Genomic DNA, 13,025 nt, shown 5'->3' with positions numbered 1-13,025 from the left:
GCTTCAGCGCGGTGGTGGCGGGCCGGATGACGGTTTCCCACCGCCGAGCCGGCGCAGCACCACGCCGAGCACCCGGTCGGCCGGCACGGCGCCGAAATGGCGGGAGTCCCGGCTGAAGTCGGTGTTGTCGCCCAGGACGATGACATGGCCCGGCGCGACGACACCGCCGGGCCGCCGGTCCCAGGTGGGCAGGAACGACGGCTCGGTGTCGCCCGGCACGGCGGCGACCCGTTTGATCACCCACGGGGAACGTCGGGTGCCGGCCGGGCGGGCAGGCCGGCACGGCCCCGGCTCCCGGAGCACCACGACATCGCCGCGGCGCAGCCTTTCCCCCGGCACCCGGCGCACCAGCACCCGTTCGCCGTGCCGCAGGGCCGGCATCATACTGGCTCCGCTGACCGACACCACGACGAACCTCCGGCGGAGCACGGCGAGACAGGTCGCGGCGGCGAGCAGCAGCCCGCCGGCACCGGCCAGAACGGCGATCATGCGACCTCCTCCGGTTCGGGGGCGCGGTAACCGGCCGCCTGCAGGGTGAAGAGCCGGGCGTAGGCACCGCCGAGCGCCATCAGTTCCTCGTGGGTGCCGCGCTCGGCGATCTGCCCGTCGGACAGCACGACGATCATGTCGGCTTCGCGCACCACGCCCAGCCGGTGCGAGATCAGCACGCTGGTCAGCCCGTGCCGGTGCTCACGGAGCCGGGCGTGCACCTCGTGTTCGGCCTGCGCGTCCAAGGCGGAGCTCGGCTCGTCCAGCACGAGAAGGTCGGGGCGGTCCAGCACGAGGCCACGGGCGATCGCCAGCCGCTGCCACTGCCCGCCGGACAGAACCACTCCGGTGTCCGGGTCGGCCCGGTCGGCCTCGGAGAAGAAGATGCGGGTCAGCAGCGTCTCATAGCCGCGCGGCAGGCCGACCAGGACGTCGTGTACACCGGCCTGGCGTGCCGCCTCCTCGATCCGTGGGAGATCCTGCAGGGCCGTCAGATCGCCGAGGGCGATGTTCTCCCTGGCCGTGAGGTCGTAGGAGGTCGCGTCCTGGAAGACGGCGCGGATGCGGCGTCTCAGCTCTGCGGGGTCGAGGTCGCGCAGATCGACGCCGTCCCACAGGATCGCCCCGCGGGTCGGGTCGTACAGACGGCACAGCAGCTTGATCAGCGTGGTCTTCCCGGCGCCGTTGAGCCCGACCACGGCGGTCGAGCATCCGGCCGGGAGCACGAGGTTCACCCCGCGCAGCACCCACGGCTGATCGTCGGCATAGCGGAACCACACCTCGCGCAGCTCGATACCCCTGCGCAACGGCGGCGTCGGCAGTGGCTCGGGACGGACGGGCAGGTCGGGCCCGGCGTCGACGACGGCCAGGTAGTGACCGAACAGCGCCAGTGCCTGGTGCACGGACACAGCCTCGGTGATCATGCTTGCCAGGGCGCCCTGCACCGAGCCGACCGCGGCGACCACGAGCGCCACGTCGCCGACGGTCAGCACACCACTCGCCGCGGAACGCACCGCCCACAGCAGCAGGCCGCCCGCCACCGCCGCGCCGAGCACCGCAAGCCCGCCCTGGGCGGCCAGCTGCCGCCGGTCGATCCGGCGGTGCGCGTCGTTGATCGTCCTGATCTCCGCGGCCATGCGCCGCCACAGATAGGGGCCGGCGCCGAACAGGCGCAACTCCTTGGCGGCCTGCGCGCTGGTCAGCAGGCCGGAGTAGAACATCTCCCGCCTCTCGGCCTGGCCGGTCCGGGCCACCATCGCCGCCCGCCGCCGGCTCAGCGCGAGCTCGGCCAGCAGGGCCGGTACGGCGGCCAGCAGCACCGCCCCCGCCACCCAGGGGCCGAGCAGGAACAGGGTGCCGGCGAAGGCCGTGACCGTCAGCCCTGCCTGGATCACGCCGAGCCCTCCGTCCACCACCGACCCGGGACCGGCGACCCCGCTGGACCGGGCGATCTGCAGGCGGTCCAGGAAGATCGGGTCCTCGAAACGGCCGAGCCCGACGAAACGGTCCACCGCGGCGTAAAGCCGCGAGGTGGCGAGCAGGGCTACCCGGCGGTCGGTCTCGGCCCGCAGGTAACGGACGGCATGCGGCAGCGCCGCGGTGGCGACCCCGAGGGTGGCCAGAGCGGTGGCCAGTCCCACCACCTCCACCCACCGCACCGATCCGGCCGCCAGCCGGTCGATCACGAACTTGGTGAGCCACGCGGCCGCCGGTGGGGCGAACCCTCCCAGAAGGGACAGACCCAGGTAGGCGGCGACCTGCGCCGGAGCGGCGTGCCGGGCGAGCGACAGCGCCCGCCCTGCGGCATGAAACCACATCGGCGACGGTCAGCCCGCGCTCGGCAGGGCCGCGGCGTCGCGCTCGGCGACGGACCGCAGCTCGTAGTCCGATGCGGCGACCCGGCCCTGCTGGACGAGCACGAAGGCGGGGAAACCGGTGACCGCGAACGCCTGCTGCAGCGGCCCCCCGTCAGGTTCGACGACGACGGCGGCCACCGGACGAAGCCGCGCAACCGTCTGCGCGGCCTCCTCCTGCGTGCCGACGACCACGGCCAGGACGGCGTCCGGGCCGCCCGGCCGGGCGGCCGCGTACTCGATGAAGGCGGGCAGCTGCTCCTTGCACGGCAGGCAGTGGGGAGACAGGAAGGCGACCAGCGGGCGCTCGCCGAACACCTCAAGGGCGACAGGGGCACCGTCGACGGTGACGGCGGTGAACCCGCCGATCGGCGAGCCGGCCGGGAGCGCGACCTCCTCGGGCAGGGGGGCGGGGCCGCCTTGGGCGGCGCCGCGGCCGCGCAGGGCGGCCAGCTCGGCGGTGTGCTCACGCAGCCGGCGTATCACGCCGACGGTGAACAGCAGGTTGAGGGCGGCCAGCAGGCCGATCAGGGCCACGGCCGCGACCAGGTACGCCATCGGGTCTCCTGGGGGAAGTCGATGCGGGAACGAAGAGCTCTATCAGGTCGTCCAGTACGGTGACCAGCACGCCGGCCAGGCCGCCCGCGCACAGCGCGACGATCGATCCCTCCGGCGGCGGGGAAGGCGCCGGCGCCACCAACCCCGCCAGCCCCGCCAGCCCCGCCAGCGCACCGGCGAGAAGCACGAGATTGCGGACCAGGTGCCGGCCGGCGAGCGGAGCGGCGGAGCCACCGAAGCAGCGGCACGGCTGTGCGGTGCCGCGGGCGAGCACCACCGCCACTGCGGCGGTGAGCGCCACGAGCAGCACGGCGGCGGCGGCGAAGCCGGCCTTGCGGGCGGGCGGCACCATCAGCAGCACCGGCACGGCCGCCTCCGCCACGGCGACGGCCAGGGCGACCGATCCGGCGCGGGAGCGGCCGGCCAGGCGCATCGCGATCAAAGACGCCGAGAAGGCGCGCAGGGCCGGCCCGCTGCGCAGCTTGCTCACCGAGGAGGCGAGGAAGACCACCGCGAGCAGGCCCTGACACGCCAGGACAACGAACGCCACCTAGCAGCCGGCGCCGACGTTCTTGCAGGGGCCGTACCACACCGAGCCGTCGTCGTACAGGCACACCGTCCGCTTGTACAGGTAGATCCCCCTGCAGTAGCAGAATTGCTCCCGGCAGACAGTCGCGGCACGCGCGGTCGTGCGGGGCGCGAGGGCGCCCACCAGGCGGTCGGTGAGCGCAGTGATCGCTTGAGTCATGACAAACCTCCTTGTCGCCGCTCGCCCGACGCGAGGCGGCGCAGTCATGTAAGCCGATGAAGCCTGCGGAGGACCATGACGTTCAACCCGACGTTTCACCTGACGTCCGGTCTGCCGGATGTCCGCCCGCCCGTCAGCCCGTGCCCAAGGTGCGCTAGCCTGGCGGGCGTGGTTACGGAGGAGGCTCCCGAGCCGGGGGACCTGTTCACAGTGCTGCTCCGGCGCCACCGGCTCCGCCTCCGTCTGACCCAGGAAGCGCTTGCCGAGCGGGCGGGGATCAGCTCCCGCTCGATCGCCGAGATGGAGCGGGACCGCGGACGCAGCCCGCGCCCCCGCTCGGTCGAGCAGCTCGCCGACGCGCTGGAGCTGGCCGGGGAGGAACGGGACAGATTCCTCGATGCCGGGCGCGCGCTGTTTTGGGCCAGCCGTGCGGGCCGGCCCGGCCGCAGCGCCCGGCCCGCCCAGGTCCCCCACGCCCCTGACACGCCTGACGCTCCTGACGTGTCTGACGCTCCTGACGTGTCTGACGCGCCGCGGCAGCTGCCTGCGGATCTGCCCGACTTCGTCGGCCGCGACGATGAGCTCGCCCTGCTGGGCAGCGTTGTCTCCGCCGCCACCCGCACGGCGAGGCTGGTGGTGATCTCGGGTCCGCCGGGCGTCGGCAAGACGGCCCTGGCGGTGCACGCGGGCCACCGGCTGGCCTCGCGCTTTCGGGACGGGCAGCTGTATGCCGCGCTGCGCGGCGCCTCCGGCGACCCGGCCGATCCCGCCGAGGTGCTCGCCCATCTGCTGCGTGTGCTCGGCGTGGACGGGTCGGCGCTGCCCGCCGGGGTGGAGGCGCGTGCGGGGCTGTTCCGTGCCCGGCTGGCCGGGCGGCGGGTGCTGCTCGTCCTGGACGACGCCGGCGGATACCGGCAGGTGGAGCCGCTGTTGCCGGCCACGGACGCGGCGGTGGTGGTGACCAGCCGGCTGCCGCTGACCGGGCTTCCCGGCATGACCTCCATCGACCTGCGGCCGCTGCCCGGTCCGGCCGCGGTCGAGCTGCTGTGCCAGGTGGCCGGCGGGGAGCGGGTGCAGGCCGAGCCGGAGGCCGCGGCCGAGCTGGTCTCGGCGTGCGGCGGGCTGCCGCTGGCCGTCCGGATCGCCGCGGCGCGCCTGGCCGCGCGTCCCCACTGGACGGTCGAGACGCTCAACAAGCGCCTGGCCGACGAGCGCCGCCGGCTCGATGAGCTGTGCCACGGCGACCTGGACGTGCGTCCGGGGCTGCACCTGGCCTACCAGGGGCTCACCCCCGTCGCTGCCCGGGCGTTCGCGCTGCTCGGTGAGCTGGGCCTGCCGTCGTTCCCGGAGTGGTCGGTGGCCGCGTTGCTGGGGGTCGATCCGGCCGCGGGCGCCGCCGTACTGGAGGAGCTGCTGGATGCGCGGCTGCTGGAGGCGCTCGGCTGTGACCGGGCCGGCCAGCAGCGTTACCGGTTCCACGACATCACCCGGTTGTATGCCCGGGAGCGGCGCAGAGCCGAGATCGGCCAGGCCGAGTGGACGGCCGCGCTGGCCAGGGCCGCCGCCGGCTGGCTGGCCCTGGCCCGGCGGGCTGCCGAGCGCCTGCACTGCCTGCGGTTTCATCTGGACGACCGATCGCACCCGGCGGCTGTCGCCGAGCGGCGGGTGGCCGCCGTCGCGGCCGCCCGGCCCGTGGAGTGGTTCGAAACCGAGCGGGAGGCTCTGGGGGTGCTGGTGTCGGCGTGTGCCGAGGCGGGCCTGGCCGCCATCGCGCGCTGCCTGGCCGGCTGCGGCGCCGACTTCTACGAGCTGCGCGGCTACTACGACGACTGGCAGCGGGCCATGCGGGTGGCGTATGCGGCCTGCCGGCAGGCCGGTGACCGCCTGGGTGAGGCGGCGATGCTGCGCGGGCTTGGCAGCTGCCTGGTCGAGCTGGACGATCCGGACGCCGCCGCCTCGACCCTGCGCGCCGCGCGGGCGCTGGCCGAGGAGATCGGCGACCCGGCCGGGGCCGCTCTGGCCGGAAAGGAGATCGGGTTCGTCCTGGGCCTGACCGGCCGGTTGGAGGAGGCCGAAGCCGAGCTGCGGGGGGCCGCCAAGGAGCTGGAGGAGGCCGGCCTGCCGCTTGACAGAGCCATCGCGCTCACCAGTCTCGGCTTTGTGCTGCGGCAGCGGGGCGATGCGGCCGGCGCCGTGGACGTCGTCGGCTCCGCGCTGGCCATCGCCCGGCCCTACGGCGATCCGTTCGCCGAGGCGTACGGCTTGCGCGGCCTGGCCGGCGCGCTGCTGGCGTGCGACCGGCCGCGGGAGGCCGCGTGCGCGGCACGCAGGGCCGCCAGGCTTTTCGAATGCCTCGGCGACTCGATCGGCGCCGCGCAAAGCCTGCGCGCGCTGGGCGAAGCACTCGCCCACGGGCCCCACCGGCAGGACGAGACGCCGGCTGAGGAGGCCGAGCGGCTGGCCGAGGCCGAACAGACCCTGGCCGCCGCCGCGGGGCTGTTTCGCGACAGCGGGCACCCGTGGGGTCTGGCGCTCACCGAGCTGAGCCTGGGGGAGATCGAAGCCCGCCGCGGCGATCCGCGGGCCGCCGCACGGCTGCGCCGGTCGCTGCGCTACTGGACCGGCGAGCGGGTCCCGGCCCTGCGGGCACGCGCGCTGGTGGCCCTGGCCGCCGTGGTCGAGCAGAAGAACGATCCCATCACCGCGCGACGCCTGCTGCTGCAGGCCTATCAGCTCTACCAGGCGATGGAATCGCCCGCCGCGGCCGCGCTCGCGGCACGGCTGGGGCTGGCCGAAGACGCCGCGACATCGGCCTGAGCCGCGATCGGGTACGCGGGCTCACGATCGAGCTGCTTTCCGCCCGACCGCACCGGGCGGCACCGGGCAGCACCGGGCAGCACCGGGCAGCACCGTATGTCCGGACAAATGTCGGGTTGAACGTCCTGGTCGATCATCCAGCTTAAGGATCCCATAAGACCGCTGACCGCAACGGGCGGTCGGCGGTACAGAAGGGATCCGTTGTTGAAATCCCAGTTATTCGGCCGCACCCTGCGGCCCGGCTGGCTGCGGCACCCGATGGCCGGTGCCCAGCGCCTGGCCGTGGCGGCGCTGGCGTTGGCGCTTGCCCTCATCGGCGTGGGGGCGACCGCCTCGCCGGGGTGGGCGGCTCCGGCCACACCGGACTTCGGGCCGTCCATTGACGGGTACGCGGCCTACGACGGGCAGGACACCTGTGACCCGGTCGCCAAACCGGGCGTGACGGGGTTCCGGGACCTGCTCAACGACGAGTACGGCTCGCACACCGCCTACATCACGCGCGCCTGCGGCGAGGGAGGCCGAAGCGAGCACAAGGAAGGCCGCGCGCTGGACTACATGCTCAGCGTGTACGACGCCGAGGATCGGGCCGTCGCCGACGACGTCCTGAACTGGCTGCTGGCCACCGACAAGTACGGCAACAAGCACGCCAACGCCCGCCGCCTGGGCATCATGTACATCATCTGGAACAGGCAGCAGTGGAAGGCGTATGAGGCGTCGGCGGGCTGGCAGTCCTACGGCGGCTCCAACCCGCACACCGACCACATCCACTTCAGCTTCAGCTGGGCCGGCGCCAACAAGCAGACCACCTGGTGGACCAGCACGCCGCTGGGCGGCTCGCCCGACGACGTCTCCAAGGACGGGGTGGCCGTCCTCACCGACGCACGCGTCGCGCTGTACACGGTCCGCTCCGACGGCAACGTGTGGGGCCGCAGCCAGGACACGGCGGGTGGCGCGTTCAACGACTGGCAGCAGCTGTCGACCGAAGGCGGCTTCCAGGGCCGTGTGGCCGTGCTGCGCGACGACTACAACCGGATCGCCCTGTACGTCCGGCGGGGCGGCACCGTCTACGGGGCGAGCCAGGCCACGACCGGCGGCCCGTTCAGCGCGTGGAAGCCGATGGGCACCAACGGCGCCGGCGTGGTCGGCGATCCGCTGGCGGTGTACGGCTACGCCGGCCGCATCGCGATCTACGCCCTGAACAGCAGGGGAAACATCTCCGGGGTCAGCCAGCTCTCCCGGGGCGGCGCCTTCGGCGAGTGGCAGGAGCTGACCAGCGGCGGCGGCTATGCGGGCAAGCCGACGGCGGTGGTGGACAGCATGCAGCGGATCGCGGTCTACGCCCGGCGGGGCGGCACCGTCTACGGGGCCAGCCAGGATCGGGCCGGCGGCCCGCTGGGCACCTGGTCCCCGATGGGCACCGACAGCCCGGTGATCACCGGCGACCCGGCCGCCATCTGGAGCAGCGGCGGGCGGATCGCCCTGTATGTGACCAACGACGGCGGCGACGTCTACGGGACCAACCAGGTCGAGCCGGGCAAGTCGTTCAGGCCGTGGCAGCGGCTGACCGACACCGGTGGCTACCTCGGCAAGCCCACCGTCCTGGTGGACAGCGGCAACCGGGTCGCCATCTACGCCCGGCGCGACGGCACCGTCTACGGAGCGAGCCAGGGAGAAGTCGGCGGCCCGTTCGAGAACTGGAACCCCAGGGGTACGGGCAGCCCGCTGATCACCGGCGACCCGACCGCCGTCTTCGCCGTCGGCGGCCGCATCGCGATCTACGCCGCCACCACGGGGGACGCCATCGGCGGCGTCAACCAGGAAACCGCCGGCGGCAGCTTCGGCGCCTGGGTGATCCTCTGAGACTGTCCGCCGGCTGAGGCGCGGCCCGACCGGGAGCGGGTAGCGCTGACGTCCAGCTGACGTCCAACCGGGTCGTGGGCCTCACCGGTCCACGACCCCTCCCGGCGTCGGGGGCCGCCGCTGTCTGCGGCGTGTCACCTGCAGTGATCGAAATGTGACTGAACTCTCCCCATCCATGCACCGTCACATAATTAGGGCCATTAGGGTTTATCTGCGGTTTGCGTCTAAGGGGGAGAGGATTGTCGTGAGGATTGCGCCTGGTTGGAGGAAGCCCGTCGCGGGCGTTGCGATCATCGTCGCGGCGGCGCTGACGGCTTCGTGCTCCGGCGAACCGGCGACCACGACCGGTTTGCGGGCATCCGGCCAGACCAGCGCGCCGGCCACCCCGGCGGGCCCGACGATCAAGATCAGCCCGGAGGAGGGCAGCGCCAAGGTCGCCCCGGACAAGCGCGTGGTGGTGGCCGCCTCCGGCGGGCCGCTGGATGAGGTCGTCGTGGAAAGCGAGGGCACCCGCCTGGAGGGCGCCTTCAACGCCGAGCGCACCAAGTGGGTCTCCAAGACCCCGCTCAAGCCCTCCACCCGCTACACCGTGCAGGCCAAGGCCGGCGCCAGCACGCAGGCGGCCACCTTCACCACCCGCAAGCCCGACCGGGAGCTGCGCGTGGTGGACGTCACCCCCGCCGTCAAGGGGGAGAAGGTCGGCGTGGGGGCGCCGATCATCGTCCGCTTCAACACCGCCGTCACCGACAAGAAGTCCATCGAGCGGGCCCTGCAGGTCGAGGCGGAAAAGCCGGTCGAGGGCGCCTGGCGGTGGATCGACGACACCACCGTCATCTACCGCACCGCCAAGTTCTGGCCGGCCCACCAGAAGGTCCGCTTCACCGCCGCCATCACCGGCGTGCGGGGCGGCAAGGGCCTGTACGGCGTGGCCGACACCACCAAGACCATCACCATCGGCGCCCGCCAGATCGCCACGCTGGACGTGCGCGAGAAGGTCATGTACGTCCGCCACGACGGCAAGCTGGTCAAGACCATGAAGGTCAGCGCCGGCATGGGCACCACGCGGGAGTACACCACCACCTCCGGCGTCCACCTGACCATGGAGGCGGTCAACCCGGTGTGGATGGAGTCGCCCGGCCGCAAGAAGGGCGACCCCGGCTACTACCGGGTGCTCATCAACCACGCGGTGCGCATCTCCAACTCCGGCGAGTACGTCCACGCCAAGGACAACGTCTGGGCGCAGGGCCGGCGCAACGTCAGCCACGGCTGCATCAACGCCCGCCCCGACCAGGCCAAGTGGTTCTATGAGAACAACCAGCGCGGCGATGTGGTCATCATCAAGGGCACCGACCGCAAGCTGGAGTGGAACAACGGCTGGGGCTTTTGGCAGATGCCGTTCAAGGAGTGGAAGAAGGGCAGCGCCCTGCACTGACACCCGGGCACCCGGACACCCGGGCGGGTGACCGTCGCGGCCCGCCGGCCGTTCCACCACAGGGAACGACCGGCGGGCCGCATCGTCACCGGTGCCGCCGGTGCCGGTGCCTCAGCCGGCCGGTTGGACTTGCCGCCGCAGCACCATGCCCGGCCACTGCCCTACGGTGAAGGGCGCCTCCCGCTCGAACCCCCACCGCTCGTAGTAGCGCACCAGCCGCCCGTCGTCGCCGGCGTAGCAGTCCACCCGCAGCAGCTCCACGCCGCGCCGGCGGGCCTCGGCCAGCGCCCAGTCCAGCAGCGCTCCGCCGACCCCGCGCCCGGCGAAGCGCCGGTCGGTCACCAGTGCCTGCACATACAGCTCCGGCCGCGTGGCGGGTGCCACATACGAGGGTGGCTCGCCGACGGTGACGGTGCCGGCCGGCGTGCCGTCGATCTCGGCGATGCGCATCCCGCCGCCGCTCGCCCACTGGCGCACCTGCGCCTCCCGCCTGGGGTCGCCGGTGAAGGGCCGCTCGCCCCACTGGCCGGTGCGGCCGCGCGCCACCAGCCAGGCCACGGCGCTGTCGAACATGCCCAGCACGGCCGGCACATCGGCCGGGCCGCCCTCGCGAATCCTCACCCGGCCGACCCTATAGCCCCTCCATGGCGCCGTCACACCAGGGCCAGCTGCTGCCGCCCGGCCGGCCGTACCCGGGGCGGGGCGACCGGCGGCATGCCGAAGGCGGCGGCCAGCTGGCGGATCTGCCCGGTGATGCGCGCCTCGTAGGCGGCCGAGGGCAGCCCGGCGCGGTCATACAGCTCCTCATAACGTTCCACCAGCGCCGGATGCTGCCGCGCCAGCCACTGCAGGTACCACTGGCGGGTGCCGGGCGGCAGGCGCAGCACCACCGGCTGCACCCCGGCCGCCCCGGCGGCGGCGATGCGGCGCACGGTGGCCTCCAGCTGGTCGGCGGCATCCGACAGCAGCGGCAGCACCGGCCCCATCAGCACGTGGACATCCACGCCCGCCTCGGCCAGCGCCGAGACCAGCTCCAGCCGCGCCTGGGCGCTGGGCGCGCCCGGCTCCACGGCCCGGCGGATCTTCTCGTCCACGAACGCGATCGAGATCGCCACCTGCACGCCCAGCTCGGCCAGCAGGCCGGCGTCGCGCAGCACCAGCGGGCTTTTGGTGTAGACGGTGGCCGGCACCCCGGCCCCGGCCAGCGCCCGCACGATGCCGGGCATCAGCTGGTAGGTCTGCTCGGCCTGCTGGTAGCAGTCGCCGCCCACGCCGACCGCCAGCGGCTCGGGCTGCCAGCGCTCCAGCTCCGCGCGCAGCCGCCGTACCGCGTTGGCCCGCACCACGATCCGCGTCTCGAAGTCGCGCCCGGCGTCCAGGCCCAGCCGCCGGTGCCCGCCGCGTGCCGCGCAGCCGCGGCAGGCGTGGGCGCAGCCGCGGTAGGGCGAGACCGCCCACCGCTGGGGGATGCCGGCGGCCACCGGGACCTTCTCGATGATCGTGCGGGCCTGCGTCTCGTAGAACATCCCGCGCACCACCGCGCGGCGCTCGATGGCCGGCCTGGCCGGTTGCTCCTCGGTCGCCACGAGCGGCAGCGTGTCCCACTCCACGCACCGTAGTGGAACACGTTTTCGATGCGGTTTTCAAGCGGTTCCCGATTTCGCCCCCTGCCGTCTCGTGCCGTCTCGTGCCGTACGGCAAGCCCGCACGCCCGGCCTGTTCCGGAGCGGACCGCCGGCGACTAGAGTGGGACATTCGTACCACTTTTTCTCGTCAGGGGGCGCCATGGCCTGGCTCCTGCTCGCCTTCGCCATCGCCACCGAGGTCCTGGCCACCTCGGCGCTCAAGCTCAGCAACGGCCTGAGCAACTGGTGGAGCGCCGCCGTCGTGGCCGGCTACGGCTCCTCCTTCGTCCTGCTCGCCCAGGCGCTGAAGCTGCAGCTGGAGGTCGGCGTCGCCTACGCCGTCTGGTCCGGGGCTGGCACCGCGGCCATCGCCCTCATCGGCGCGGCCTTCCTGGGGGAGAGCCTGACCCTGGCCAAGGTCGCCGGGATCGTGCTCATCATCGGCGGCGTCGTGGTGCTCAACCTCGCGGGCGGCACCCCTTGACCTCCCGCTTCACCTCCCGCGACGGGGCAGCGCCACGGCAGGCCCGCGCCGTCGAAAGACGCGCCAGGCTGCTGCAGGCCGCCGTCGAGCTGCTGACCGAGGGCGGGTTCGCCGCGCTGACCCACCGCGCCGTCGCCGCCCGCGCGCGCCTGCCGCTGGCCGCCACCACCTACTACTTCGCCTCCCGCGACCAGCTGCTGACCGAGGCCTTCGCCGAACTGGTCGAACGCGACCTGGCCGACCTGCAGGCCCGGCTGGCCCGCCACGGCCCCACCGCCCTGCTGGCGACCCGCGACCGGACCTGCGACCGGATCCGCCAGCTGGGCCTGTGGGAGCTGTACGTCCACGCCGGCCGCGACCCCGCCCTGCAGCGCGTGGCCCGCCGCTGGACCGACGGCTGCCTGAGCCTGCTGGCCGCCGCCCTCGGCCGCCCCACGGGCGACCCCACGGTACGGCTGGCCTACGCCGCCCTGTCGGCGCTGTGGCTGGAACACCTGGTCGAGCAACGCCACGACGGTCCCGCCGAGGCCGCCGCGCTCCTGCACACCCTGCTGGAAATCCCCTCGAACCCCCACCAGGCCGCTCCCTAGACTGCTCGCGTGCTCAAACCCGACTATCCGCTGCTGACCGACCGGCTCGCCCTGCGCCCCTTCACCCTGGAGGACCTGCCCGCCTACCACGCCTACGGCTCCCGCCCCGACGTCGTGCGCTACCTGTACTGGCAGGTCCGCGACCTGCCCGCCTCCCGCGCCGCGCTGGAGCAGGCCATGACCCGCACCAGCCTGCAAGCCGAAGGCGACGCGCTGGAGCTGGCGGTCACCTCGCGCGCCTCCGGCGAGCTGCTGGGCAGCGTCCTGCTGTTTTGGCGCAGCCAGGAGCACCGCCAGGGCGAGATCGGCTACGTGCTGCACCCCGACCACCACGGCCACGGCTATGCCACCGAGGCCGCCCGCGTCATGCTGCACCTGGGCTTCGACCGGCTGGAACTGCACCGCGTCTACGGCCGCCTGGACGCCCGCAACACCGCCTCAGCCCGCGTGCTGGAAAAGCTCGGCATGCGCCGCGAGGCCCACCTCGTCCACAACGAGTACGTCAAGGGCGAGTGGACCGACGAGGTCATCTACGCGATGCTGCGCAGCGAGTGGCGGCCCTAAGCTGG

General features: G+C 73.3%; 13 protein-coding genes. 6 read left to right on the top strand and 7 right to left on the bottom strand.

Annotated features, from left to right (window positions below; translation table 11 throughout):
* Nucleotides 1-3 precede the first annotated feature (3 nt).
* From BSB02_RS16170 to BSB02_RS16150, 5 genes are read right to left on the bottom strand one after another with little or no spacing between them, the layout of a single operon-like run.
* Complete coding sequence (locus BSB02_RS16170; RefSeq protein WP_084959694.1) at nt 4-489, bottom strand: S26 family signal peptidase; 486 nt, start codon at nt 487-489, stop codon at nt 4-6.
* The gene (locus BSB02_RS16165; RefSeq protein ID WP_169729397.1) at nt 486-2,306 is read right to left on the bottom strand and encodes an ABC transporter ATP-binding protein; all 1,821 of its coding nucleotides are present in this window, start codon (nt 2,304-2,306) and stop codon (nt 486-488) included. The genes BSB02_RS16170 and BSB02_RS16165 overlap by 4 nt, the downstream gene beginning before the upstream one ends.
* Nucleotides 2,307-2,315: 9 nt before the next feature.
* Nucleotides 2,316-2,900 (bottom strand): TlpA family protein disulfide reductase, encoded by a 585-nt coding sequence (locus BSB02_RS16160; protein ID WP_143590742.1) that lies wholly within the window; start codon nt 2,898-2,900, stop codon nt 2,316-2,318.
* On the bottom strand, nt 2,809-3,450 hold the full coding sequence (locus tag BSB02_RS16155; RefSeq protein ID WP_084959692.1) for a MauE/DoxX family redox-associated membrane protein: 642 nt from the start codon (nt 3,448-3,450) through the stop codon (nt 2,809-2,811). The genes BSB02_RS16160 and BSB02_RS16155 overlap by 92 nt, the downstream gene beginning before the upstream one ends.
* A complete protein-coding gene (locus BSB02_RS16150) occupies nt 3,451-3,648 on the bottom strand; it encodes a hypothetical protein (RefSeq protein WP_084959690.1) in 198 nt (65 codons plus the stop codon).
* Between the two features lie 168 nt (nt 3,649-3,816).
* Here BSB02_RS16150 and BSB02_RS16145 point away from each other — a divergent pair, with 168 nt between their 5' ends.
* The 3 genes from BSB02_RS16145 to BSB02_RS16135 all read left to right on the top strand — a co-directional run bounded on the left by BSB02_RS16145 (nt 3,817) and on the right by BSB02_RS16135 (nt 9,757).
* The gene (locus BSB02_RS16145; protein ID WP_158088647.1) at nt 3,817-6,465 is read left to right on the top strand and encodes an ATP-binding protein; all 2,649 of its coding nucleotides are present in this window, start codon (nt 3,817-3,819) and stop codon (nt 6,463-6,465) included.
* A gap of 204 nt (nt 6,466-6,669) precedes the next feature.
* On the top strand, nt 6,670-8,325 hold the full coding sequence (locus BSB02_RS41490; RefSeq protein WP_206184724.1) for a VldE C-terminal domain-containing protein: 1,656 nt from the start codon (nt 6,670-6,672) through the stop codon (nt 8,323-8,325).
* 244 nt (nt 8,326-8,569) lie between these two features.
* Nucleotides 8,570-9,757, top strand: coding sequence for a L,D-transpeptidase (locus BSB02_RS16135; protein ID WP_240506457.1), 1,188 nt, complete (start codon nt 8,570-8,572; stop codon nt 9,755-9,757).
* A gap of 111 nt (nt 9,758-9,868) precedes the next feature.
* Here BSB02_RS16135 and BSB02_RS16130 read toward each other — a convergent pair whose 3' ends face one another.
* Both BSB02_RS16130 and BSB02_RS16125 read right to left on the bottom strand, forming a co-directional pair.
* Nucleotides 9,869-10,378, bottom strand: coding sequence for a GNAT family N-acetyltransferase (locus BSB02_RS16130; protein WP_206184723.1), 510 nt, complete (start codon nt 10,376-10,378; stop codon nt 9,869-9,871).
* Between the two features lie 32 nt (nt 10,379-10,410).
* The gene (locus BSB02_RS16125) at nt 10,411-11,367 is read right to left on the bottom strand and encodes a radical SAM protein (protein WP_240506456.1); all 957 of its coding nucleotides are present in this window, start codon (nt 11,365-11,367) and stop codon (nt 10,411-10,413) included.
* Nucleotides 11,368-11,542: 175 nt separating this feature from the next.
* On the opposite strand from BSB02_RS16125, the gene BSB02_RS16120 reads away from it, so the two are divergent.
* From BSB02_RS16120 to BSB02_RS16110, 3 genes are read left to right on the top strand one after another with little or no spacing between them, the layout of a single operon-like run.
* A complete protein-coding gene (locus BSB02_RS16120; RefSeq protein ID WP_084959685.1) occupies nt 11,543-11,866 on the top strand; it encodes a DMT family transporter in 324 nt (107 codons plus the stop codon).
* Nucleotides 11,863-12,456, top strand: coding sequence for a TetR/AcrR family transcriptional regulator (locus BSB02_RS16115; protein ID WP_084959683.1), 594 nt, complete (start codon nt 11,863-11,865; stop codon nt 12,454-12,456). Before BSB02_RS16120 ends, BSB02_RS16115 begins: the two co-directional genes overlap by 4 nt.
* Before the next feature lie 9 nt (nt 12,457-12,465).
* Nucleotides 12,466-13,020 (top strand): GNAT family N-acetyltransferase, encoded by a 555-nt coding sequence (locus BSB02_RS16110; RefSeq protein ID WP_084959681.1) that lies wholly within the window; start codon nt 12,466-12,468, stop codon nt 13,018-13,020.
* Nucleotides 13,021-13,025: the final 5 nt, after the last annotated feature.

Source organism: Thermoactinospora rubra (assembly GCF_002093975.1).
Lineage (GTDB): Bacteria > Actinomycetota > Actinomycetes > Streptosporangiales > Streptosporangiaceae > Nonomuraea > Nonomuraea rubra_A.
The sequence above is the reverse complement of the archived record's forward strand: the minus strand, read 5'-3'. Positions and strand labels throughout refer to the sequence as shown.